This is a genomic window from Bradyrhizobium sp. LeoA1Lang, from assembly GCF_055413685.1.
In genome coordinates this window covers 1-24,088 of the sequence record NZ_JBVAPG010000069.1, presented here as the reverse complement: position 1 = coordinate 24,088, position 24,088 = coordinate 1, and the positions used below count along the sequence as shown (strand labels likewise).

General features: G+C 63.9%; 24 protein-coding genes. 17 read left to right on the top strand and 7 right to left on the bottom strand.

From position 1 onward, the window contains the following. Positions 1–13 precede the first annotated feature (13 nt). On the top strand, positions 14–1,102 hold the full coding sequence (gene hrcA, locus ACZYOF_RS22750; protein WP_282531403.1) for a heat-inducible transcriptional repressor HrcA: 1,089 nt from the start codon (positions 14–16) through the stop codon (positions 1,100–1,102). 209 nt (positions 1,103–1,311) lie between these two features. Further along, positions 1,312–1,920, top strand: coding sequence for a nucleotide exchange factor GrpE (gene grpE / locus ACZYOF_RS22745; RefSeq protein WP_028164802.1), 609 nt, complete (start codon positions 1,312–1,314; stop codon positions 1,918–1,920). Between the two features lie 70 nt (positions 1,921–1,990). On the opposite strand, the gene ACZYOF_RS22740 is transcribed toward grpE, so the two are convergent. Next, positions 1,991–2,926 carry a hypothetical protein gene (locus tag ACZYOF_RS22740; RefSeq protein WP_130578028.1) on the bottom strand — a complete coding sequence of 312 codons (936 nt, stop codon included), beginning with the start codon at positions 2,924–2,926 and terminating at the stop codon, positions 1,991–1,993. A gap of 422 nt (positions 2,927–3,348) precedes the next feature. Here ACZYOF_RS22740 and dnaK point away from each other — a divergent pair, with 422 nt between their 5' ends. The 10 genes from dnaK (at position 3,349) to ACZYOF_RS22690 (ending at position 12,383) form a co-directional block, all read left to right on the top strand. Then, on the top strand, positions 3,349–5,247 hold the full coding sequence (dnaK, locus tag ACZYOF_RS22735; RefSeq protein ID WP_130225528.1) for a molecular chaperone DnaK: 1,899 nt from the start codon (positions 3,349–3,351) through the stop codon (positions 5,245–5,247). Positions 5,248–5,389: 142 nt separating this feature from the next. Then, positions 5,390–6,520: a molecular chaperone DnaJ gene (gene dnaJ, locus ACZYOF_RS22730; protein WP_282531402.1), complete on the top strand. Its 1,131-nt coding sequence runs from the start codon at positions 5,390–5,392 to the stop codon at positions 6,518–6,520. Between the two features lie 196 nt (positions 6,521–6,716). After that, positions 6,717–7,319, top strand: coding sequence for a class I SAM-dependent methyltransferase (locus ACZYOF_RS22725; RefSeq protein ID WP_130578026.1), 603 nt, complete (start codon positions 6,717–6,719; stop codon positions 7,317–7,319). Between the two features lie 130 nt (positions 7,320–7,449). Then, on the top strand, positions 7,450–8,028 hold the full coding sequence (locus tag ACZYOF_RS22720) for an NADPH-dependent FMN reductase (protein WP_130578025.1): 579 nt from the start codon (positions 7,450–7,452) through the stop codon (positions 8,026–8,028). A gap of 6 nt (positions 8,029–8,034) precedes the next feature. Further along, the gene (pyrF, locus tag ACZYOF_RS22715) at positions 8,035–8,745 is read left to right on the top strand and encodes an orotidine-5'-phosphate decarboxylase (protein ID WP_463717171.1); all 711 of its coding nucleotides are present in this window, start codon (positions 8,035–8,037) and stop codon (positions 8,743–8,745) included. A gap of 19 nt (positions 8,746–8,764) precedes the next feature. Then, positions 8,765–9,067, top strand: coding sequence for a DUF1330 domain-containing protein (locus ACZYOF_RS22710; protein WP_130578023.1), 303 nt, complete (start codon positions 8,765–8,767; stop codon positions 9,065–9,067). 205 nt (positions 9,068–9,272) lie between these two features. Beyond that, on the top strand, positions 9,273–10,178 hold the full coding sequence (locus ACZYOF_RS22705) for a M23 family metallopeptidase (RefSeq protein ID WP_463717170.1): 906 nt from the start codon (positions 9,273–9,275) through the stop codon (positions 10,176–10,178). Between the two features lie 170 nt (positions 10,179–10,348). Beyond that, on the top strand, positions 10,349–11,164 hold the full coding sequence (gene dapB, locus ACZYOF_RS22700) for a 4-hydroxy-tetrahydrodipicolinate reductase (protein ID WP_130578021.1): 816 nt from the start codon (positions 10,349–10,351) through the stop codon (positions 11,162–11,164). Positions 11,165–11,232: 68 nt separating this feature from the next. Beyond that, positions 11,233–11,856 carry a 2,3-bisphosphoglycerate-dependent phosphoglycerate mutase gene (locus ACZYOF_RS22695; protein ID WP_130578020.1) on the top strand — a complete coding sequence of 208 codons (624 nt, stop codon included), beginning with the start codon at positions 11,233–11,235 and terminating at the stop codon, positions 11,854–11,856. After that, positions 11,853–12,383: an N-acetyltransferase family protein gene (locus tag ACZYOF_RS22690; RefSeq protein WP_463717169.1), complete on the top strand. Its 531-nt coding sequence runs from the start codon at positions 11,853–11,855 to the stop codon at positions 12,381–12,383. Before ACZYOF_RS22695 ends, ACZYOF_RS22690 begins: the two co-directional genes overlap by 4 nt. Positions 12,384–12,480: 97 nt before the next feature. On the opposite strand, the gene ACZYOF_RS22685 is transcribed toward ACZYOF_RS22690, so the two are convergent. Next, entirely contained in the window at positions 12,481–13,377 is an 897-nt protein-coding gene (locus tag ACZYOF_RS22685; RefSeq protein ID WP_130578019.1) for a methylated-DNA--[protein]-cysteine S-methyltransferase, read from the bottom strand. Positions 13,378–13,431: 54 nt separating this feature from the next. Beyond that, positions 13,432–13,950, bottom strand: a complete 519-nt coding sequence (locus ACZYOF_RS22680; protein ID WP_282532577.1) for a DUF2244 domain-containing protein — start codon at positions 13,948–13,950, stop codon at positions 13,432–13,434. A 22-nt stretch (positions 13,951–13,972) separates the two neighbouring features. On the opposite strand from ACZYOF_RS22680, the gene nth reads away from it, so the two are divergent. The 3 genes from nth to ACZYOF_RS22665 all read left to right on the top strand — a co-directional run bounded on the left by nth (position 13,973) and on the right by ACZYOF_RS22665 (position 17,587). Further along, a complete protein-coding gene (gene nth, locus ACZYOF_RS22675) occupies positions 13,973–14,737 on the top strand; it encodes an endonuclease III (protein ID WP_463717184.1) in 765 nt (254 codons plus the stop codon). A 71-nt stretch (positions 14,738–14,808) separates the two neighbouring features. Further along, a complete protein-coding gene (locus ACZYOF_RS22670; RefSeq protein WP_463717168.1) occupies positions 14,809–15,972 on the top strand; it encodes an HlyD family secretion protein in 1,164 nt (387 codons plus the stop codon). Then, positions 15,959–17,587, top strand: coding sequence for an MFS transporter (locus tag ACZYOF_RS22665; RefSeq protein WP_463717167.1), 1,629 nt, complete (start codon positions 15,959–15,961; stop codon positions 17,585–17,587). The genes ACZYOF_RS22670 and ACZYOF_RS22665 overlap by 14 nt, the downstream gene beginning before the upstream one ends. A gap of 90 nt (positions 17,588–17,677) precedes the next feature. On the opposite strand, the gene ACZYOF_RS22660 is transcribed toward ACZYOF_RS22665, so the two are convergent. Continuing rightward, a complete protein-coding gene (locus ACZYOF_RS22660; RefSeq protein WP_463717166.1) occupies positions 17,678–18,427 on the bottom strand; it encodes a sulfate transporter family protein in 750 nt (249 codons plus the stop codon). A 78-nt stretch (positions 18,428–18,505) separates the two neighbouring features. Continuing rightward, on the bottom strand, positions 18,506–18,946 hold the full coding sequence (gene nikR, locus ACZYOF_RS22655) for a nickel-responsive transcriptional regulator NikR (RefSeq protein ID WP_463717165.1): 441 nt from the start codon (positions 18,944–18,946) through the stop codon (positions 18,506–18,508). Positions 18,947–19,169: 223 nt separating this feature from the next. Between nikR and ACZYOF_RS22650 the strand changes: the two genes are divergently transcribed. Beyond that, the gene (locus ACZYOF_RS22650) at positions 19,170–21,299 is read left to right on the top strand and encodes a TonB-dependent receptor (protein WP_463717183.1); all 2,130 of its coding nucleotides are present in this window, start codon (positions 19,170–19,172) and stop codon (positions 21,297–21,299) included. 5 nt (positions 21,300–21,304) lie between these two features. On the opposite strand, the gene ACZYOF_RS22645 is transcribed toward ACZYOF_RS22650, so the two are convergent. Continuing rightward, positions 21,305–22,192, bottom strand: a complete 888-nt coding sequence (locus tag ACZYOF_RS22645) for a YiiX/YebB-like N1pC/P60 family cysteine hydrolase (protein WP_463717164.1) — start codon at positions 22,190–22,192, stop codon at positions 21,305–21,307. Between the two features lie 191 nt (positions 22,193–22,383). Between ACZYOF_RS22645 and ACZYOF_RS22640 the strand changes: the two genes are divergently transcribed. Further along, positions 22,384–23,805: a flavin monoamine oxidase family protein gene (locus tag ACZYOF_RS22640; protein WP_463717163.1), complete on the top strand. Its 1,422-nt coding sequence runs from the start codon at positions 22,384–22,386 to the stop codon at positions 23,803–23,805. 92 nt (positions 23,806–23,897) lie between these two features. Here the strand turns inward: ACZYOF_RS22640 and ACZYOF_RS22635 are convergent. Further along, the coding region (locus ACZYOF_RS22635) for a hypothetical protein (protein ID WP_463717185.1) at positions 23,898–24,088 on the bottom strand (191 nt) is incomplete at its 5' end.

Here is a 24,088-nt window from a genome sequence, read left to right as displayed (position 1 = left end):
AGTTGGAGTTATTGTGGCTCAACACGAACCGGTCGGTTTGATCACGCCGCACGCCGGGCTTGCCCAGCTCAACGAGCGTTCGCGCGACATTTTCCGTCAAATCGTCGAAAGTTATCTGGCGACCGGCGAGCCGGTCGGCTCGCGCAACATCTCGCGCCTGATCGCGCTCCCGCTGTCGCCGGCCTCGGTGCGCAATGTGATGTCCGATCTCGAGCAGCTCGGCCTGATCTACGCGCCGCATACCTCCGCCGGCCGGCTGCCGACCGAATTGGGCCTGCGCTTTTTCGTCGATGCGCTGATGCAGGTCGGCCACCTCACCGAGGCGGAACGGCAATCGATCCAAAGCCAATTGGCTACCGTCGGCCGCGCGCAGTCGGTGGAGGCAGCGCTCGACGAGGCTCTGATCCGGCTATCCGGCCTCACCCGCGCCGCCGCCGTGGTGCTGACGCCGAAGTCCAACGCGCGGCTGAAGCATATCGAGTTCGTGCGGCTCGAGCCGGAACGTGCGCTGGTGGTGTTGGTCGGCGAGGACGGGCAAGTCGAGAACCGGGTGCTGGGCTTGCCGCCGGGTGTTCCATCCTCGGCGCTGATCGAGGCCACCAACTTCCTCAATGCGCGCATCCTCGGGCGTACGCTCGCCGAAGCGCGGCTTGAGCTCGAGACCGCGCTGGCACAAAGTCGTGCGGACCTCGATCAATTGACGCAGAAGGTGATCTCGGCAGGGCTCGCAAGCTGGTCCGGTGGCGACAATGAAGACCGGCATCTCATCGTGCGTGGGCACGCCAATCTCTTGGAGGATTTGCATGCGCTCGAGGATCTCGAGCGCATCAAGTCGCTGTTCGACGATCTCGAGACCAAGCGCGGCGTGATCGACCTTCTGGGGCGCGCGGAAAGCGCCGATGGCGTGCGGATCTTCATCGGGTCGGAGAATAAATTGTTCTCGCTGTCGGGGTCCTCGACCATCGTTGCGCCCTATAGCGACGGCGCGGGCCGTATCGTGGGCGTGCTCGGCGTGATCGGGCCGACCCGGTTGAATTATGCGCGGGTGATCCCGACCGTGGACTATGCCGCGCGCCTCGTCAGTAGGATCCTGGGCGGTTAGATCATGATCTCATCTCTTTGTTTGAGCATGATCTCCGCGCAAACGCTTCGCGTTTGTCGCGAGGGAAAACCGGTTTCCACTTTTCCGGATCATGCTCGAATCCTCGAAACCGGGCTGGTTGCGCTTGATTTTCGTTGCCCAAAGCACGATATCCCGGCCAGCCAATCCCTTACATGTTGACCAGACGCGATTTTTCGAAAAGGCAAGCCATGACCGATCCGAACCGGCCGAACGACAACGCCGAGAACCCGGCGCAGACCGGCGAGCCCGTGGTCTCGAAGCCCTACGTCATGCCCGACGATCCCGAGCAGGGATCGGCGGAGGCCCTGACCAAGGAGCTGAACGAAGCGCGCGATCGGACGCTGCGCACGCTGGCCGAGATGGAAAACCTGCGCAAGCGCACCAGCCGCGAGATCGCGGACGCGCGCGCCTACGGCATCACCGGCTTTGCCCGCGACATCCTCGACATCGCCGACAATCTGCAGCGTGCCCTCGATGCTGTCCCGGCGGAGGCCAAGGCGGCCGCCGACCCTGGGCTGAAGGCCCTGATCGAGGGCGTCGAATTGACCGAGCGTTCGCTGCACGCCACGCTGGAGAAGAACGGCGTCAAGAAATTCGATCCCACCGGCGAGAAGTTCGATCCGAACTTCCAGCAGGCGATGTACGAGGTTCCCGATCCCTCCGTGCCCTCAGGCACGGTGGTGCAGGTGGTACAGGCCGGCTACACGATCGGCGATCGCGTGCTGCGTCCGGCGCTCGTCGGTGTCTCCAAGGGCGGCGCAAAGACCGCGCCGGCTTCGGCCGCACAGCAAAACTGAATCTGCTCAACGCATCGGCTGATGCAACGCGGTTGATGCCGGCCTCGACAGAGGCCGGCAGAGATCGATGTTATCGCGGCTGAATTCCGTCGCGCACGCTGCGGAAGCGCGGGAACGCGGTCGACCATTGATCGCGCGGCGAGGAGCCGATGATGCGCAGCGAGGTCTGTGCACCGAACCGCAGCCACTGCACGATGGTAACGGGCGTGTTGTCCTTGCCGCTGACCGCATCGATCCGTGTCTCGTAGCCGGGCTGGCCATCGATGCGGATCGGCTCCGACATCGTGATCCGTCCGTCGCGCACGCCGGGGATCGTGGTCGCGATTTGCTGGGCAAAACGGCCGCGATCATCGGGAGAGGCCGCGGTCGAGCCGATGATGCCGATGATCATGAAGGGCGCCACCTCGAACCCGCTCTTCTCGTCGCCATCGGCGACGATCAGCGCGGCGCCGGGCGCCAGCGTGCGGACGTTCTTGAAGTTCGCCAGTTCGGTTATCTTGAACGGCATCAGCCCGAGCTGCTCGTCGACCGGAACCTGATCCCGGATCGCTGCGGTCGAAAACATCTGGCGGACGGCGTCGTCGGTATAGATCCTGGCGGCATTCTCCGGGACCTGCATGGCGATGTAGCCGGAGAAGGTCGGGCCGGGCAGGATCATCGAATAGCGCCGCACGCCGCCGGCGCCATCCTTGGCATTCTCGACCGTGTAATAGGCAAGGCCGGCCGCTGTCTCGATGCTCTCCGGCTTGATCCCGCCGGCGCCGCCCGGGTTCGCCTTGAAGGCATTGGCGACCTCGCCATAGGCCTCCGCCGGCAGGTCGGTCACCAGCACCTTGACACCCTGGTCCTCGGTCTCGAAGCCGGTGAAGGTTTTCGCGCGATTGAGCCCCACCAGCGGCTTCATCCCGACCCGGGCGCCCGGCGGAAAGACCACGTCCGCGGCAAAGGCGGGAAATGCGGCGGCAATGAACAGGGCGACCGCGGCGAGGAGGCGAATGGGGTTCATGTCAAGGATCTACCGGGTTTGGCATTGAAGCCGTTCGATGGGCGGCCGGCGCGGGCCGCAAGCTGTCGGGCCTCGTTCAGTTGGCCCGCTTTTAGCGGTTTTGATGGCCCGACGACAGGGGCGGGCGGCTTCATGCCGCCTGATGGCGCAGGGTGCAATGTCGCAGCTTTCTTGCGCATTCGTTAATGTCGGCCCAAGGACCAAGCCGGGCCCAAGCCGATCCCGGCCCGGGCTGACACAATCTTTCAAACGTCAGTCTTTTCAGGTCTCAAGGTTGCGTCCAGTCCTTGCAGGCCTTACCCCCCCTCCTATATGAGCCTCATCGTCGCAATATCGCGAGCATTTGAACGTGTGGGGGTTCGGTTCGGTGCGCCGCCAGGGCCCAGCCAACCTGCCTTAGAGAAGAGAAGGAAATCAGAACCATGGGAAAGGTCATAGGGATCGACCTCGGCACCACGAATTCGTGCGTTGCTGTAATGGATGGCAAGAACGCGAAGGTCATCGAGAATTCCGAGGGCATGCGGACGACGCCGTCGATCGTCGCCCTCACCGATGATGGCGAGCGCCTCGTCGGTCAGCCGGCCAAGCGCCAGGCGGTGACCAATCCTGAACGGACATTCTTTGCGGTGAAGCGCCTCATCGGCCGCCGCTATGACGACCCGATGGTCGAGAAGGACAAGAAGCTTGTCCCCTACAAGATCGTCAAGGCATCGAACGGCGACGCCTGGGTCGAGGCCGACGGCAAGACCTATTCGCCCTCCCAGGTCTCCGCCTTCATCCTGCAGAAGATGAAGGAGACCGCGGAAGCGCATCTCGGCCAGAAGGTCGATCAGGCCGTCATCACGGTTCCCGCCTACTTCAACGACGCGCAACGCCAGGCCACCAAGGACGCCGGCAAGATCGCGGGTCTTGAAGTGCTGCGCATCATCAACGAGCCGACCGCGGCCGCGCTCGCTTACGGTCTCGACAAGACCAAGTCCGGCACCATCGCCGTGTACGACCTCGGCGGCGGCACCTTCGATATCTCGATCCTGGAAATCGGTGACGGCGTGTTCGAGGTGAAGTCGACCAACGGCGACACCTTCCTCGGCGGCGAAGACTTCGACATGCGGCTCGTCAGCTATCTCGCCGACGAATTCCAGAAGGAGCAGGGCATCAACCTGCGCAACGACAAGCTTGCCTTGCAGCGCCTGAAGGAAGCCGCTGAGAAGGCCAAGATCGAATTGTCGTCGACGACGCAGACCGAGATCAACCTGCCCTTCATTACGGCCGACCAGACCGGGCCGAAGCATCTGACGATGAAGCTGACCCGCGCCAAGTTCGAGGCGCTGGTTGACGAACTCATCCAGAAGACCATCGAGCCCTGCCGCAAGGCGCTGAAGGATGCCGGCCTCACCGCCGCTGAAGTTGGCGAGGTGGTGCTGGTCGGAGGCATGACTCGCATGCCGAAGGTTCAGGAAGTGGTGAAACAATTGTTCGGCAAGGAGCCGCACAAGGGCGTCAACCCGGACGAAGTCGTCGCCATCGGTGCTGCGATCCAGGCCGGCGTGCTGCAGGGCGACGTCAAGGACGTCCTGCTGCTCGACGTGACCCCGCTGTCGCTCGGCATCGAGACGCTGGGTGGCGTGTTCACCCGCATCATCGACCGCAACACCACGATCCCGACCAAGAAGAGCCAGGTGTTCTCGACCGCTGAGGATAACCAGAACGCGGTCACCATCCGCGTCTTCCAGGGTGAGCGTGAAATGGCGGCCGACAACAAGATGCTCGGCCAGTTCGACCTGATGGGCATTCCGCCGGCCCCGCGCGGCATGCCGCAGATCGAGGTGACCTTCGACATCGACGCCAACGGCATCGTCAACGTCTCGGCCAAGGACAAGGCGACCGGCAAGGAGCAGCAGATCCGGATCCAGGCATCCGGCGGCCTCTCCGAAACCGACATCGAGAAGATGGTCAAGGACGCCGAGGCCAACGCGGCCGAGGACAAGAAGCGGCGTGAGGCCGTCGACGCCAAGAACCATGCGGACGCGCTGGTGCATTCCACCGAGAAGGCGCTGGCCGAGCATGGCTCGAAGGTCGCCGAGACCGAGCGCCGTGCCATCGAGGACGCCGTCAGCGACCTGAAGGAAGCGCTGAAGGGCAATGATGCCGAAGCGATCAAGGCCAAGACCAACGCGCTGGCGCAGGCTTCGATGAAGCTCGGCGAAGCCATGTACAAGCAGCAGGCCGAAAGCGATGCCGCCAAGGACGCTGCGAAGGATGATGTCGTCGACGCGGAGTTCACCGAGGTCGACGACGACAAGAACAAAAAGTCTGCTTAAGACACGGGCGTAGGATGATGACCCCCATGCCAAGAGCGCGCCAAGCGTCTCCATGGATGGGGGTCATTTTTCGTTAAGCCGAACACTGCATCTTGCCGAACGCATGGTCCGGCATGAGGATGAATTCGGGCGGGTTTGACTGATGTCTACCAAGCGCTGCTATTACGAGACCCTCGAGGTCGAGCGGAACGCGGACGAAACCAAGCTGAAATCGGCTTTCCGCAAGCTCGCGATGAAATGGCATCCGGACCGTAATCCCGGCGATGCCACGAGCGAGGTCAGATTCAAGGAAATCAACGAAGCCTACGAGGTCCTGAAGGACAACGACAAGCGCGCCGCTTATGACCGCTACGGCCATGCCGCGTTCGAGCAGGGCATGGGCGGTGGCGGTCCGGGCTTCGGCGCTGGTTTTGCCTCTTCCTTCTCCGATATTTTCGAAGACCTGTTCGGCATGGCCGGGCAGCGTCGCAGCGGCGGCCGCGAGCGCGGCGCCGATCTGCGCTACAACATGGAGATCACGCTCGAGGAGGCGTATCTCGGCAAGACCGCGCAGATCGAAATTCCCGTCTCCGTCACCTGCGAATCCTGCTCCGGCACCGGCGCCAAGGCCGGCACCAAGCCGAAGACCTGCTCGATGTGCGGCGGCGCCGGCCGCATCCGCCAGGCCCAGGGCTTCTTCACGCTGGAGCGCACCTGCCCCGGCTGCCAGGGTCGCGGCCAGATGATCGAGGACGCCTGTCCGTCTTGCTCCGGCTCCGGTCGGGTCACGCGCGAGCGGACGCTGTCGGTCAATATTCCCCAGGGCGTCGAGGATGGCACCCGCATTCGCCTCGCGGGCGAGGGCGAGGCCGGCGTCCGCGGCGGCCCGTCCGGCGACCTCTATATCTTCCTGTCGCTGACCCAGCACCCGTTCTTCCAGCGCGATGGCGCCGACCTGCACTGCCGCGTGCCGATCTCGATGGTCACCGCGGCCCTGGGTGGCGAGTTCGATGTGCCGACCATCGACAAGGGCAAGACCAAGGTGAAGGTACCGGCCGGAACGCAATCCGGCCGCCGATTCCGCATTGCATCAAAAGGCATGCCGGTCCTGCGGTCGCGTCAAACCGGCGACATGTATGTCCAGGTCGTGGTCGAAACGCCCCAGAATCTGACCAAGAAGCAACAGGAATTGCTGACGGAGTTCGAAAAGCTCTCCTCCGGCGCGACGCAACCGGAGGCGGTAGGCTTCTTCTCCAAGGTCAAGGACTTCTTCGGCACTCGGACGGGTACCTAGCGTGCTGGCAGAAGTGGTCCTGGCAGCGCGCGCCATGGCGCTGAAATCCAAATTGGTGCATGGCGTTATCGCCAAACCCCGTCACAGTTTGGCGGATCAGATGCGTGGGCGATCTGCTTGACCATAACGGTTTCGACCTATACCTCTTTATGACTGTTTTCTGACAGCCGCTCGCGCGGTCCCGCCTGGTAGCGACATGCCCCTGCAATCGTCCGTGCGTCCGTTGAAGAAGCCCCGTCTCGACGACGAGGTCCGCTTCCTCCGGTCATGGATCGAAAAACCGCTGCATGTTGGCGCAGTGATGCCGTCGAGCCGGCTGCTGGCGCGCACGATGGCGCAATATGTCGATGTCAGATCGGAAGGTCCCGTCGTCGAACTTGGTCCCGGGACCGGTGCGATCACCAACGCGCTGATCGAACATGGCGTCGATCAGAAGCGTCTCGTACTGGTCGAATACAATCCCAGCTTCTGCGCGCTGCTGCGCGAGCGCTATCCGCAGGCCAAAGTGGTGCAGGGCGACGCCTACAAGCTTCGGGACTCGCTCTGGGATGTGTTGCCCGCACCGGCCGCGGCGATGGTTTCTGGCCTGCCTCTGGTCACCAAACCGATGATCACCCGCCTAAGGCTGATCCGCGATGCCTTCGTGGCGCTGGCGCCGGGCGCTCCCTTCGTCCAGTTCACCTATTCGGTCGTCCCGCCGATCCCGAAATCGCTGCCGGGCGTGTCCACAGAAGCTTCCGAGCGGATCTGGATGAACCTTCCGCCCGCCCGGGTCTGGGTGTATCGCAAAGGGCGGTAGGCGCGTATTCCGCAAAAGTGGACGCCGGTTTTGCGCATAGAATACGCGCAATTTATTGGCTAAGAGCATTTTCTGCGAAAATGCTCGCTGCGCATCGCGCGGCGGGTCTGCTGAACGCGATTCAAAAATAATGTCTGCGCTGAAAATACTTGTGATCCCGGGGTCGCTGCGATCAGGTTCGCTCAACGCGAAGCTTGCGGCCGTTGCGGCGCATGAGCTCGCGCAGGCGGGCGCCGAGGTCAGCCGCATCTCGCTGGCCGATTTTCCGCTGCCGATCTATGACGGTGACTTGCAGGCGAAATCCGGCGTGCCGAAAAACGCGATCAATCTCAAGCGCATGATCGGCGCCCATCATGGCGTGCTGATCGTGACGCCGGAATATAATTCCTCGGTGCCGCCGCTGGTCAAGAACACCATCGATTGGGTGAGCCGCGTGCAGGATCCCCATGAGGTTCGCGGCCAGGTGTTTCGCGATCGTGTCTTCGCCATCGCTGCCGCTTCCGGCGGCCGGCTCGGCGGCAGCCGCGCATTGGCGGCGCTGCGCCTCATCCTGTCCGCCTGCCAGGCCACCGTGATCCCGAACCAGCTCGCGCTGTCATTTGCCGAACATGCCTATGACGATATGGATCACCTGAGGCATCCCGCCGATATCGAGGCGATGCAGGCCATGGCGCGGCAATTGATCGACCTTTCCCAACGCATGATGTGAGGTGACATGCAGCCAGCCGATATCGCGCCGAAGGACCGCCTGATCGTAGCGCTCGATTTGCCCAGTGTCACTGCGGCGGAAGCGATGATCGACAAACTCGGCGACAGCGTGAACTTCTACAAGATCGGCTATCAGCTCGCTTATGCCGGCGGCCTGCCGCTGGCGCGCGCGCTCGCAACTGCCGGCAAGAAGGTCTTCATCGATCTCAAGCTGCATGACATCGGCAACACCGTCGCGCGCGGCGTCGAGAGCATCGCGACACTTGGCGCCACTTTCCTCACCGTGCACGCTTATCCGCAGACCATGAAGGCGGCCGTGGAGGCGCGCGCGGGATCGAACCTCAGGATTCTCGCGGTCACGGTGCTGACGTCCTATGACGACAATGATCTCCACGCCGCAGGCTATCGCTTCAACGTTGCCGATCTCGTCGAGGCGCGCGCGCAGCAGGCGCAGGTGCTCGGCGTCGACGGGCTCGTGAGTTCGCCGGAGGAGGCGGCCTCGTTGCGCAAGATCGTCGGACACCAGATGAAGCTGGTGACGCCCGGCATCCGCCCGGCCGGTTCCGCGAGCGGCGATCAGAAGCGCATCATGACGCCGTCACGTGCAATCGCCGCCGGCGCCGACTATCTGGTGGTGGGGCGGCCGATCCTGGAGGCCAGTGACCCCAAAGCCGCCGCAGATATCATTCAGGCTGAGATTGCGCAGGTGCTAGGCTAACGACAAGGGAGAAAAAGGGATGGCCAAGGGATACTGGATCGGACGCGTCGACGTTCACAACGAGGAGGGATACAAGCCCTACATAGCGGCCAACCCGGCCATCTTCCAGAAATTCGGTGGCAAGTTTGTCGTGCGCGGCGGCAAGTTCACTGCGGTCGAAGGCCAGAGCCGTTCCCGCAACGTCGTGATCGAGTTTCCCGACTACGAAACAGCGCTAGCCTGCTATCGCTCGCCGGAATATCAGGCCAACATCAAGGTTCGGCAGCCGCATTCGATCGCCGATCTCATCATCATCGAAGGCTACGAGGCGCCGCAATCCTGAGCGAGCATTCTGCGCGAGAGGATGGCGAGCCACGCTTTGTCCGAATGTTGGTCGGGAAAGTTCCTCCGCTGGATAGCTGATAGGCTTCCGCCAGATGATACCGAGGCCGTTCATCATCTCCCACGGATTCATGCGGTCCGTCGCAGCGATTGCGGCGGCAGTCGGCTTTGCCGGCTCCGCGCGGGCGGAGAACATCGAGCTCGCAATGCCCGTCGGCTGCGAGATTGGCCAGACCTGCTACATCCAGAACTATGTTGATGACGACCCTTCGCAGTCGAGCCGCGATTATAAATGCGGCTCGCTCACCTACGACGCACATAACGGGACGGACTTTCGTATTCCCTCACTCGCGGCGCAAAAATCCGGCGTGGACGTGCTCGCTTCCGCAAGCGGCCGCGTTCTTCGCATGCGCGACGGCGCGCCCGATGGCGCGTTCGGCAAGACGGCGCGCGAGGCCGTGCGCGATGTTGAGTGCGGCAACGGCGTCCTCATCGAACATCCCGGCGGTTGGGAAACCCAATACTGCCATATGGCCAATGGCAGCCTGGCGGTGAAGCCCGGCGACGACTTCGCCCGCGGGCAGCGGCTCGGCCGCATCGGTCTGTCCGGTCTGACCGAATATCCTCATTTGCATTTCACCGTCAGGTACAAAGGAGCCATCGTAGATCCCTTCGCCTATGGTGCCGTTCCCGGCTCATGCGGTGGCGGCGAATCTCTTTGGCAGCCTGCGCTCCGCGCCCGGCTTGCGTATCAGGAACGAGCGGTCCTGAACGCCGGCTTCATGAGCGGTCCGCCGACCATGGAACTCATTGAGGAGGCAAGTGCGGAGGGGCAATCCGTATCCGCCAATTCCCCCGCGCTTGTTGCCTTCATCCGTGCCATTGGGCTGAAAGCGGGAGACACCCAGGAGCTGGTGATCAAGGACCCGCAGGGACAAGTTCTTGCCGAAAATCGAACCGCGCCGCTTCAGAGCAACAAGGCGCAGTACATGTTGTTTGCGGGCAAAAAGCGCCCGCCGAACGGCTGGGACCACGGCACCTACAAGGCGACCTATACTGTCGAACGCGACGGCCAGCTCGTCTTGGAAAAGCAGTTGGAACTAGCCCTATAGCCACGCGGGCACGCGGGATGGCGGCCTGGGCGATCCCGCCGGCGGGGCTAGGTTGGACCATCCTTCTACCCGCCTCGTTTCCAGCTTTTGCTTGCCTATGGGAACGTCTCGCAAGAGACTCGGTTGCCGGAATGGGCTGCGCCCGCTATAGGCGTGGAGAGGGATAAGCCATGGCCGATATGCGCTTGATCGTTGCGGGGGCCGGCGGCCGGATGGGCCGCGCCTTGACGCGCGCCATCTCGGAGACCCCGGGCGCGGTTCTGACCGGTGCGCTGGAAGCGCCCGGCTCCGAGCTTCTCGGGGAGGACGCCGGCGTGCTCGCGGGCCTGCCGGCCAACGGCGTCAAATTGTCGGCTGATCTTTGGTCGCTCTCGGCCAATGCCGACGGCATCCTGGATTTCACCGTGCCGGCGGCGACGATCGCCAATGTCGCGATCGCAGTCGAGCGTGGCCTCGTCCATGTCATCGGCACCACCGGACTGTCGGCGTCCGATGACGCGGTGATCCGAAGCGTCACCAATCGCGCCGTGGTGGTGAAGTCCGGCAATATGAGCCTCGGCGTCAATCTCTTGGCGGCCCTCGTTCAGCAGGTCGCGAAATCGCTCGACAATGCCTTCGACATCGAGATCGTCGAGATGCACCACAAGGCCAAGGTCGACGCACCCTCCGGCACCGCGCTCCTGCTTGGCGAGGCTGCCGCGGCTGGCCGTGGCATTGCGCTCGACAGGCACTCGGCCCGTGGCCGCGATGGCCACACTGGTGCGCGCCGTGCCGGCGATATCGGCTTTGCCTCGCTGCGCGGCGGCACGGTGCCCGGCGACCACAGCGTGATCTTCGCCGGACCGCATGAGCGCATCACGCTGTCGCATCTTGCCGAGGACCGCATGATCTTTGCGCATGGCGCGATCAAGGCGGCGCTATGGGCACATGGCAAGGAGCCCGGGCTATACTCCATGATGGATGTGCTGGGACTCTCCGACGTCTAACGCATGATCCGGAAAAGCGGGAACCGGTTTTCCGAAATGATCATGCTCAAACAAGAACGGAATTTGGAATGAGCGATCGTCTTCTCGTGCTGGTGCGCCATGGCCAGAGTGAATGGAATCTGAAGAATCTCTTCACCGGTTGGAAAGACCCCGATCTCACCGAGCAGGGCATTGCCGAAGCGAAAGAGGCCGGCCGCAAGTTGAAGGCGCAAGGACTGTCGTTCGACATCGCCTTTACGTCGGTGCTGAAGCGCGCGCAGCATACGCTCGATCTGGCGCTCGCCGAAATCGGCCAGACCGGATTGAAGACGCTCAAGAACCTCGCGCTCAATGAACGCGACTACGGCGATCTCTCCGGTCTCAACAAGGACGACGCCCGCAAGAAGTGGGGCGAGGAGCAGGTCCTGATCTGGCGCCGCTCCTACGACGTCTCGCCGCCCGGCGGTGAAAGCCTGAAGGATACGCTGGCGCGCACGCTGCCGTATTACGTGCAGGAGATCCTGCCCTGCGTGCTGCGCGGCGAACGAACGCTGGTCGCCGCCCACGGCAATTCGCTGCGCGCGCTGATCATGGTGCTGGAGAAACTGTCGCCCGAGCAGATCCTGAAGCGCGAGCTGGCGACCGGCGCACCTATCATCTACCGCCTCAACGCCGATTCCACCGTCGCCTCGAAACTCGACCTGGCGGCGTGAGCGGCAGCGTCGAGATATCCGTTCTCGACGCGCCCGTACCGGACGCAGCCCTCGAGCAGCTCGCATCGGTCCTTGTCGATTGCGTCGAGGGCGGCGCCAGCGTCAGCTTCATGGCGCCGTTTTCGCAGGCCGATGGGCTTGCGTACTTTCGTAAAGTCGCTGGCGCAGTCGCGTCAGGCGACACTGTGCTGCTTGCAGCAAAGCTCGATGGCAGGATCGTCGGCACGGTCCAGTTGGGACTCGACACGCCGCCCAACCAGCCGCACCGCGCCGACCTGAAAAAGATGCTGGTCCACCGTTCCGCGCGCGGGCGCGGCATCGGCGCAGCGCTGATGGCGCAGATCGAAGTCGAAGCCATCAGACACGGCCGCTGGTTGCTCGTGCTCGATACCGTGCCGGGCGAAAACGGCTATCGTCTCTACAAGCGCGCCGGCTGGACCGAGAGCGGGATCATCCCGAACTACGCGCTGTTTCCCGACGGCCGGCTCTGCGACACGGCGGTGTTCTGGAAGCGATTGAATAAGTAGGATTGTAGGGTGGGCAAAGCGCAGCGTGCCCACCATCACGAGCCGAGTGCGGATGGTGGGCACGGCGCTACGCGCCTTTGCCCACCGGGATCGCTCACTAATTCAATCCCAACTGCCCGGCTTCCCAGCCGAGCATCGCCTGCTTGCGGGTGATGCCCCAATGATAGCCGGTGAGCGCGCCGCTCTTGCCGAGCGCGCGATGGCAGGGCACCACGAACGACACAGGGTTGCGACCGACTGCGGCGCCGACGGCGCGCGAGGCCTTCGGGCTGTTGATCTTGCAGGCGATGTCGGAATAGGACACCGCGCGCCCCATCGGGATCCTCAGCAGCGTCTCCCACACCCGCACCTCGAAATCGGTGCCGATCAGGACCACGCGCAGCGGCTGGTCCGGCCGCCACAGTTTGGTGTCGAAGACGCGCTGCGCAATTGGAGCCGTGCCTTCGGCATCCTCCACATAGGTTGCGTTCGGCCAGCGCCGGCGCAGGTCGGCAAATGCGGTTGCTTCGTCCCCGGGATCGGCGAAGGCGAGACCGGCCAGACCGCGGCTGGTGGCGATCACGATCGCGGTTCCGAATGGCGACGGGTGGAAGCCGTAGCTCAGCGTCATGCCTGCGCCGCCAATCTTCCATTCGCCCGGCGACATCGCTTCGTGGGTGACGAAGAGATCGTGCAACCGGCCGGGGCCCGAGAGTCCCGAATCGAGCGCGGCATCGAGCACGCTCGCGGAATCGCGCAACAGGTTCTTGGCATGGTCGAGGGTGAGCGCCTGCATGAACGCCTTTGGCGTGAGCCCGGCCCAGCGCCGGAACAGGTGGTGCAACTCGTCCGGCGTCACGCCGGCGGCATCCGCCACCGCCTCGATCGTCGGCTGCGCGCGCCAGCGCTCCGAGATGAAGGCGATCGCGCGCCGTACCGAATCATAGTCGCGCAGCGCAGCGCTCTCGAGGCCCTGCTTGGCCAGACGCTGGTCATGGATGGCGAGTGTCATCATGGAGGCTGATTTAGGGCGCATGCGGCTGTTCAACCACCCGTTTTCCGACAACCCTCAATGGATCGGATTATAGATCGGCCCGCGCTTGGCGGCATTCAGCGCGGCAATTAAGGCTTTGGCAAAGCTGGCTTTTTCGTCCGGACCCAGGAAGCTGCCGATGTCGACGCGGCGTCCCCTGGAAACCAGATAGAGCCGCTCGATGCCGAACTCGGCGTCGACCTGCTGCTCGAACTGCACCCAGAGCGGATTGAGCACCCATTCCGCGACATGGCCGCGGTGGCTGACCCGGCGCACCCGCAATTCCGATGGCGTCACTGTGATTTCCTCGCAGGCCTGGGCCGTGCGGAAATTGACGCGGAAGGCCCAATAGATAACCAGCACGTCGAGACCGAAGAAACCGAGCACCGGCCAGGCGCCGATCCACCAGAATACGGCGCCGGCGGCAAAACTGACCACGCTGACGATGCTCATCAGCACGATGAAACCGGTGCGGTTGAGCGAGCGGTGCGGCGTCAGCAGCGCCGAGAACAGCTCTGGTTCAAGCGTTGGGTCAAAGTCGTTGCTTGCGCTCATGGCCTACCAGTATATGCCGATCATGGCCAAAATCATCCGCGCTCAACGCGCCAGGAAACCCACCGTTCGATCGTCGCCGAAAAAGTCGGCAAAGAAGCCGGTGGCCAGGCCGCCCGCTCGCGCGGCAAAGAAATCCCTTAAAGCGCCGAAGCCCTGGACCCCGGCCGACGTGCGCGAAGCATTCGAGCGGTTCCGCAAGGCCAATCCGGAGCCGAAGGGAGAGCTCGAGCATCTCAACCCGTATACGCTGCTGGTTGCCGTCGTGCTCTCGGCGCAGGCGACCGATGCCGGCGTCAACAAGGCGACGCGCGCGCTGTTTGCCGTCGCCGACACGCCGCAGAAAATGCTCGCGCTTGGCGAGGAGAAGCTGCGCGACTACATCAGGACCATCGGCCTCTATCGCACCAAGGCCAAGAACGTCATCGCGCTATCCGAGAAGCTGATTGCGGATTTCGGCGGCCAGGTGCCGCGCACCCGCGCCGAGATCGAGTCGCTGCCCGGTGCCGGCCGCAAGACCGCCAATGTTGTGCTCAACATGGCCTATGGCGAACATACGCTGGCGGTCGATACCCACGTGTTCCGTGTCGCCAATCGCACCGGGCTTGCGCCGGGCAAGACGCCGCTCGAAGTCGAGCTCGGGCTGGAGAAAGTGATTCCGGCCGAGTTCATGTTGTATGCACATCACTGGCTTATCCTGCACGGCCGCTACACCTGTCTCGCTCGCAAACCGCGCTGCGAGGTATGCCTGATCAACGATCTTTGCCGGTGGCCGGAAAAGACGGTCTGAGCGATGATGGCTGCCGTCGGCCGGCCGCTGTCTCGGTAGTTGCGTGAGAACGATGACCTGGGGAATGTATCTTGAGTGAGCAGAACCGAATCACCCCGGCACCGCTGAACAGGATTGCGCCGGCACCGGCTCCGGCCCCGACGGCTCCTCCGCCGAAGCCGTCGGCTGCACCATCTGGTACGTTGGGGCGGCTGGCCATTCCCGTATTCGCCGTGCTCGCCGCCTTCGCCTTCATTGCACTGGCAACGCTGCGTTGGGACGAATGGATCGGCGCCGCCACGATCCAGACCACCAACGATGCCTATGTCCGCGCTGAGCTGACACGGCTGAGCAGCCGCGTCGCCGGTGAGGTGTTGACGGTGGCGGTGAAGGATTTCCAGCACGTCAAGGCCGGCGACCTCCTGGTGCAGATCGATCCCGCCGATTACCAGGCGCAGGTCGCGCAGGCTGAAGCCGGCGTTGCCGCCGCGCAGGCCGCGCTCGACAATCTGAACAACCAGGTCGAACTGCAATATGCGACGATCGCGCAGGCCGAAGCCGCGCAAGTATCTGCGGCAGCGCTGGAGGTCGAGGCGCGCCAGGAGCAGGAGCGCCAGCAATCGCTGTCGCAAACGGACGCAGGCACGCGGCAGAGGCTCGAACAGGCAACGGCCGCCTATGCAAAGGCGCAAGCCGATGTGCGCGCGAGCCGCGCCGTGGTTGCTGCGCAGCGCCATCAGCTCGAAGTGCTGCAGGGCACCAAGAAGCAGCGCGCCGCCGATCTCGATGCCGCCAAGGCGCAGCTCGCCGCCGCGAAGCTCAAGCTTGGCTACACCAAAATCGTGGCGCCGTTCGACGGCGTCGTCGGTGAGCGGCAGGTGCAGCCGGGCGACTACGTCAATATCGGCACCAACCTGATCAATGTCGTGCCGCTGCCAAACGTCTATGTGATCGCCAACTACAAGGAAACCCAGCTCACACGGGTGCGGCCGGGCCAACCCGTCGAGATCACCGTCGACAGTTTCTCGCGCGAGAAATTGCGCGGTCGCGTCGAGCGCATTGCGCCGGCCAGCGGCTCGCAATTCGCGCTATTGCCGCCGGATAACGCCACCGGCAATTTCACCAAAGTCGTGCAGCGTATCCCGGTCCGCATCCGGTTCGACGAAAACCAACCGCTGCTCTCGCGCCTGTTGCCCGGCATGTCCGTGATCACAAGGATCAATACCGGCGATGAGGAGACGAATGGCGGCAAATGACGACGCCGGCCGCGGACCGGTCTCGCAGGGCGGCATTGCGCGGCAGCCGCTGTTTGCAGTCGCCGCGGTGCTGCTCGGCGCGTTCCTTGCTAATGTCGACAGCCGGCTGACCACGGTTGGCCTGCCGGACCTGCGCGGGGCCTTCTCGCTCGGTTTCGACGAGGGCGCCTGGATTTCGACCGCAGGAATCGGCTCGCAGATCTTCATCGCGCCGGCAGTCGCCTGGCTTGCCACGGTGTTCGGCCTGCGCCGTGTGTTGGGCATCCCGAGCCTCGTCTATGCCGGGGTGTCGCTGATCATCCCGTTCGTCGACCATTACCCCACGCTGATCGGGCTCAGCGTCGTGCATGGCCTGTTGCTCGGCACTTTCGTGCCCGCGACGCTGATGATCGTGTTCCGGAATCTGCCGATCCGCTGGTGGATTCCGGCGATATCGATCTATTCGATCCGCGTCGGCTTCGCGCTCGATACCTCGACCTCGCTGGTCGGCTTCTATGTCGATCATCTCGGCTGGCAGTGGGTCTATTGGCAGGGCGTCGTCATCGCGCCGCTGATGGCGCTGATGGTCTATCTCGGCACGCCCAGTGAACCCGTCAACAAGAACCTGCTTCGCGATGCGGACTGGGGCGGCATGCTTCTGCTCGGCAGCTCCGTCTCGATGATCTATGCCGGTCTCGACCAGGGCAATCGGCTCGACTGGCTCGAGTCCGGCACGGTGATGGCGCTGCTGCTTGGCGGCGCTGCGCTGTTCGTCGTCTTCGTGATCAACGAGGCCATGGTGCGGCAACCTTGGGCGCACGTGAACGTGCTGTTCTCGCGTAACGTCGGGCTCTCACTGGTCGTCATCCTGCTCTACACCCTCACCAGCCTGTCCAATTCATCGCTGGTGCCGAACTTTCTCGGCACGATCGCGCTGATGCGGCCGGAGCAGAGCGGCGTTTTGCTCTTGACCTATGGCGCGCTGCCGATGTTCGTGCTGGTGCCGATCTCGATCTATCTGCTCAGGCATTTCGATCCGCGCACGGTGGTCGTCCTGGGATTCTCGGCGTTTGCGGCCGCCAACCTCTGGGGCACGCAATTGACGCACGACTGGGCGCGGGAGGATTTTGTCGGCATCGTTCTCCTGCAAGCGATCGGGCAGTCGCTGACGCTATTGCCGATCATCATCATGGCGCTGTCCAATTCCGACCCGAGCCGCGCCACGGCGTTCGCCGCCTATATCCAGATCATGCGGCTTGGCGGCGCCGAGATCGGCGTGGCGCTGATGGGCACCTGGCTGCGGGTCCGCGAGCAGATCCATTCCAACTATATCGGGCAACACGTCGCCAATGGCGATGTCAATGTCATGCGCATGCTCAAGCAGCTCGCCGATCAATTCGCCGCTCACGGCGTGGGCCTCGCCCAGGCGCGCGCGGTGGGAACGCTGGCGGCGCTGGTGCAGCGCGAGGCCAATGTGCTCGCTTATATCGATGGCTTCTGGCTGTGCTTCTGGCTCGCGATGACGGCGCTGTTCTTCGTCGCCCTGATCACCCGCGCGCCGCCAGGGCCGTTTACGCCGGAGCCGTTCGGCTTTGCCAAGATGGTGATGCGCAAGTGCGGAATGTCGGTGGCCTAAAGCATGATCCGGAAAAGTGGGAACCGGTTTTCCCTCGCGACAAACACGAAGCGTTTGCGCGGAGATCATGCTTAAACAAACAGCCACCGATCAACGTACCGATATTCCCTGCCGCCGCGGCTCGAGCAATTCCGGCCTCGGACCCGACAGGCGCTTGTGCATGTGGACCATGAAGGCCATGCCGAACAGCGGCGTCGCCAGGTTGACGATCGGTATAGACACGAAAGCGGCGATGATCAGACCGGCGGTGAATATGGTCGCGGCATTGTCCCGGCGCATCGCCTTGGCCTCGGCCGGCGGCCGGAACCGCATCGCTGCGAGCTCGAAATATTCGCGCCCCAACAGCCAGGCGGTGGCGAAGAAGAAAATCAGGAAGCCGGCACCGGCGAAGAACACGAAGGGCAGCGCGATCAGATAGACCAGGATGGTCAGCAGCGCGGTCTTGATGCCCTCGGTCATGGCAAGGTTGAATGGCAGCGCGACGCCGGGCTGTTCCGCCGGATAGTGTTCACGCTCGACATGGTCGGCGACCTCGTCGACGAAGAGGCTCGCCACCAACGAGGTGATCGCGGGCATCAGGAAGATGCCGCCGAGCACCACGCCGAGGCCGGCGGCGATCGAGACGATCCAGGAGAGCACGTTGAGCGTAGAGTGGAAGTTGGGGCCGAGCAGGCCCTCGGCCCAGACCTCGCCATAGTCGGCAAACCAGCTCAAGAGCCGCTGCAATCCGATCGCGAGCACCGTCACCAATACCAGCGCCACGCCGACCGAGCGCCACAGGATCGAGCGCATCGGCGGCGACAGGATTTGCGTGAGCGCCTTGACGGCGGCATCTAACATGGTGGGTTCACCTCTCCCAAAAGCCCCCGCGAGAGGTAGACATGGCAAAAGGTTTCGGCAAGAGCCGGACGGCCGCCCTCAATCGTGCCGGTGCCCATGCTTGCGCGGCTTCTTGTCCGGTGCGGTCGGGATCATGACGACCCGGCCATAGCGCACGCCACGTTCGGCGATGACGTGGTCGGCGAGATGGCGGACGTCGCCGGCGGCTCCCTTCAGCGCGGTCACTTCCATGCAGCTATCGTCGTCGAGATGGACATGCAGCGTCGCCAGCGACAGGTCGTGGTGACCATGGAAGTTCTGCACCAGCCGCTTTGAAAGGTCGCGCGCGGCGTGGTCGTAGACGTACACCAGCGCCGCCACACATTGCCCTGAAGGTGCCGCGTCCTCCGCGCTCTGTTGCAAGCCCGCGCGGGCGAGATCGCGGATGATTTCCGAACGGTTCTGGTAGCCGCGCGCTTTTGCCGCGGCGTCGATCTCGTCCAGCAGGTCGTCCTCGATGGTGATGGTGATCCGTTGCATCCAAATTTTCCGATTGGTGTCGCGGGCGCGTCAGTATGATGTTCTGATTGTAACGTCATACTCGGCTTGTTAGCCTCGCAGGGTCGGGTTGAAGTCGAATTGGTGCGGTTGCCTGCGGATTGTAGCAGGTTGCCGTGCGGGAGCATGGGCGTTGCGTGAACTTGTCTGGCGGATTCTTCCCGCCGCCTCCCTTGCCATTGTTACGTCGACGGCGCAGGCGCAAATGTCTGTCGCCGGGTCCGCCAATCAACTTCCACCGGTCACGGTGACGTCGCCGGAGGTGGCGCCGCCGAAGCGGATCAAGCGGGCTGAACAGTCGCGCCGTCCGCGGAGTGGCCGACGTACCTCCGTAGCCCGGTCGGACCAGCCTGCATCGGCGGCGGGCGGCATCGCCCCCGGTTCGGGGCAGTCGGATGCAGCCAACCTTCTGCCGACCGCCGCGAGCGAGACGCGCATCAGCGGCGAGGAGGTCAATGCGCTGCCGGTGTCGCGCGTCGGCGAGGTCCTGGAAGTGGTGCCCGGTCTGATCGTCACCCAGCATTCCGGCGAGGGCAAAGCCAACCAATATTTCCTGCGTGGCTTCAATCTCGACCACGGCACCGATCTTGCGATCAAAGTCGACGGCATGCCCGTCAACATGCCGACCCATGGCCACGGCCAGGGCTATGCCGACATCAACTTCCTGATCCCGGAACTGATCGGCTCGATCAACGTCCGCAAAGGTCCGTACTACGCCGACACTGGAGACTTTTCCTCCGCCGGCAGCGTCGGCATCGATTATGTCAACCGGCTGCCGAAGAACATCGCCCAGGTGACCTTCGGCAGTTTCGGCTATCAGCGCGCGCTGGCGGCGGGCTCGACGGCGGTCGGCGAGGGCACCCTGCTCGGCGCGATCGTGGCCAACAAATATGACGGCCCATGGGACGTGCCGGACAATGTGCGCAAGGCGAGCGGCGTGTTCCGCTACAGCCAGGGCACCGCGACCGATGGCTTCACGCTGTCGGCGATGGCCTATTCCAACGGCTGGACTTCGACCGATCAGGTGGCGCAGCGCGCGATCGATGAGGGGTTGATCGACCGCTTCGGCTCGCTCGATCCAACCGACGGCGGCACTTCGAGCCGCTTCAGCCTGTCAGGCAATTGGGCGCAGTCGGGCGACTACGGCCAGACCCGGGCGAATGCCTATGTGATCCGCTCGTCGCTGCGGCTGTTCAATAACTTCACCTATTTCCTCGACGATCCCATCAATGGCGACCAGTTCAGCCAGCTCGATCGCCGCACCGTCTATGGCTTCAACGCCTCTCATGCCTTCGATGCGCGCGTCGCCGGCATCGAGACCCAGACCCGCATCGGGCTGCAGACGCGTGGCGACGATATCGAGGTGGGCTTGTTCAAGACCTTCCAGCGCGAGGCGCTCTCGACGGTGCGCCAGGACCGCGTGCAGGAAGGCAACGTCGGCCTCTGGGCCGACACCACCGCCCGCTGGACCGAATGGCTGCGTACCACGGTCGGCATCCGCGAGGATTTCTTTGCGGGCCATGTCTTCAGCGACACGCCGCAAAATTCCGGCAATGCGCAGGTCGCGATGACGAGCCCGAAGGCCGGCATCATGCTGGGCCCGTGGTACAAGACCGAGTTCTACGGCAATGCCGGCTACGGCCTGCACTCGAACGACATCCGCGGCGCGACGATCACCGTTGATCCCACCGACAAGGTGACGCCGCTCGATCGCGTGCCGCTGCTGGTTCGCTCCAAGGGCGCCGAGGTTGGAATCCGCACCAAGGCGATCGAAGGCCTGACCAGCTCGCTTGCGGTGTTCGTGCTCGACTTCGATTCCGAACTCCTGTTCGTCGGCGACGCCGGCACCACCGAGGCGAGCCGCCCGAGCCGGCGCGTCGGCGTCGAGTGGACCAATCAGTACAGGCCGTTGCCGTGGATGCGCCTCGATGTCGATCTCGCCTATACCCGCGCGCGCTTCACCGATTTCGACCCGGTCGGCAATTTCATTCCGGGCGCGCCGGCCTGGATCGCCAGCGGCGCCGTGACGTTCGGACGCGAGACGGGCTGGTTCGGCGCCCTGACCGCGCGCTATTTCGGGCCGCGCCCGCTGATCGAGGATGACAGCGTGCGCTCGCAATCCTCGCTGATCTTCAACGCCCGCGCCGGCTATCAGTTCGACAATGGCATGCGGTTGCAGCTCGACGTGCTCAACCTCTTCAATGCCAACACCAACCAGATCGAATATTACTATCTGTCGCGCCTGCCGGGCGAGCCGATCGATGGCGTTGCCGACCGCCACATCCACCCGGCCGAACCGCTCGCGGTCCGCCTGACACTGGCTGCGCGCTTTTAGCGAAATCAGGCCGCGGGCTCCGGCGCCTTCACTTCCGCATCTTCAGTCGCCACCGGAAGCGGCGTTTCCTGGTCAGGCGTTTCAGGAACAAGCGGCGGCGACTTTTCGTGAAACACACTGAATTCGCCCGCCACCTCCTCGAGCGGCTTCTGCTTGTCGGCCCAGTGCAGCGCGGTGTAGTCGAAGCCGTGCACGATGGTGGGTTTGACGACTTCGAAATAGGGCGAGATGTCGAAGTCGCGCGGCATGTAGAGCGAGGAGTCACGGATATGCAGGATCTCGCGCCGCGCTCTGCGGCTCGAGGTGCGCGTGATCCTGGGCAAGATGGGATAGCGCACGGCATCGAAGGCCTGTGCGATCAGTGCCGAGCAGATGATCTTGGTGGGATCGCCCGAGCCGAGCGCGATCATCCGCCGTCGCCAGCGCTGCGGCACCGGCAGCGGGAACAGATAGCGCGCAAGGTCGACGATGTTCTTGGTGTCGTAGCCGAAGCCGATCCGGTTGATGGCGTAGCGGCACACCGTCTCGCGGTCCTCGTAGGACAGGCCGACCGGGCGACAGAGGCGGGTATGATAGGGGAAATATTTCGACAGCGGCGCGGCGGTCACGCCTTCGCCGATATTGGCCTCGATCAGCACATGCGGCTCGCCGTCAGGCTCGCAGGCACCGTCGACCGGACCGACATAGAGCGCGGCGTGCGACCAGGTCGATTGCGTGAGGTATTTGATGATGCCGGAAATGCGGTTGTTGCCTTCGACCAGCAGGACATCGCCAGGCTGGATCACGCCGCGCAGATGCTCCGGATCGCTCGGCGTGAACGGCTCGTAACCCGGGATTTCCTTCTCCAGGTAGCCCGCGATCACCTGGCCGATCGTGTCGAGCATGACGCCCATAAATGTTTCCCCCTGCGCGGCTTGCCCTTCCGCTTTTTGGTTCCTTATCATGGTCGCGAGCGGTTGCAATTTAGTTCATCGACGCAGCCGATCAATCATGATTGATTCACCATGATGGTTGCTGCGCCGCATGAGATGCGGCAAGGTTCGCTGACTGTTCCCATTTGCTTCAAGCCTGCGGAAACCATGATATGACGATCACCCGCCGCAACTTCCTGTCGGCGTCCGCAGGCATTGCCGCTACTTCGCTCCTTGCCGGCCGCGCTGGAGCCGCGCCGCCGGCGCGCGATGCCGACATCGTGGTGATCGGCGCGGGCGCTGCCGGCATTGCTGCGGCGCGGCGAGTACTGGCGGCGGGCCGCAAGGTGATCGTGCTGGAAGCGTCGAGCCAGATCGGCGGCCGTTGCCAGACCGACAGCTCGACCTTCGAGGTCCCGTTCGATCGCGGCGCGCGCTGGGCGCACAATCCCGAGACCAATCCGATGATCCGCCTCGCGCGGACCGCGGGGCTCGAGCTGATGCCCGCGCCATCGGGCGAGAAGATTCGGATCGGCCGCCGCAATGCGCGTCCCGGCGAAACCGAGGAATTCCTGGCCGCGCTGGTGCGCGCCAATCGCGCGATCGACGATGCCGCGCGCAGGAGCGACGTGTCCTGTGCCTCGGTGCTGCCAAAGGAGCTCGGCGATTGGGCTGGCACGGCGGAGTTCGTGCTCGGCGCCAGTTTCACCGGCAAGGACCTCAAGGAGGTCTCGGTCGTCGACAAGGCGCGGGCGCAGGATCGCGACAGCGCGGTCGCCTGCCGGCAGGGGCTCGGCACGCTGATTGCGAAGCTCGGCGCGCAGTTGCCCGTGGCATTGTCGACGCCCGCCACCCGCATCTCCTACAGCAACCGCGACGTCGAGGTGAACACGCCCTCGGGCAAGGTCCTCGCGCGCGCCGCGATCATCACGGTGTCGACCAACGTGCTCGCGGCCGGCAAGCTCAAGTTCGATTCTGAGCTTCCCAAGCGCATCGGCGATGCCGTCGCAAAGCTCAGCCTCGGCAGCTACGACCGCATCGCGCTGCAGTTGCCCGGCAATCCGCTGGGGCTTGCGCGCGACGATGTCCTGATCGAGCAGAGCAATTCGATGCGCACCGCGCTGCTCTATGCCAATATCGGCGGTTCATCCCTGTGCACCATCGACGTCGCGGGCTCGTTCGGCCGCGATCTCTCGGCAGACGGCGAGCAGGCGATGGTCGCGTTTGCGACGGAATGGCTGAAGAAGCTGTTCGGCAGTGATGCGGCGGCCGGGATCAAGAAGTCGAGCGCGACGCGCTGGAACGCTTCGCCCTATATACTGGGCGCGATGTCGGTGGCCGCGCCGGGCGGGCAGGCCGCACGAAGAGCGCTGATCGATCCGGTCGGCTGCATGTATTTCGCCGGCGAAGCCACGCATGACACCTTGTGGGGCACGGTCGACGGCGCCTGGGAGAGCGGCGAGCGGGCCGCGGAAGCGGCGTTGCGTCGGATCGGCGCGTTGCCCGCAGCACCGTCGGCGGCAGCACCGCCGCAGAAGCAGCGCAGGCGCGCACCGCCGGCGCAATCGGCCCAGCCGCGAGGGCTGTTCGACTGATGCCACGGCCGATGGCGTCGATCCATGCGGCGAGAACGGCGAGTTTCATACCTGCGTGGTCGCAGGCCCCATGTTCTCGCACCGGATCGCAGTCACCACAGGCGAATGGGTGCAACGCGATAGTTATGCGTATTGCGATCTGGTGATTGCGTAGCAATTGTAGATTCCATGGGGCGGTGAGCGCGCCCTTTCCGGTAGGTTTGGGTTTCCACACTCGAACCATCGGAGAGTCTGATGCAAGCATCGACCAAGAGCACGCCCACCGCCGGCCATTGTGGCACGA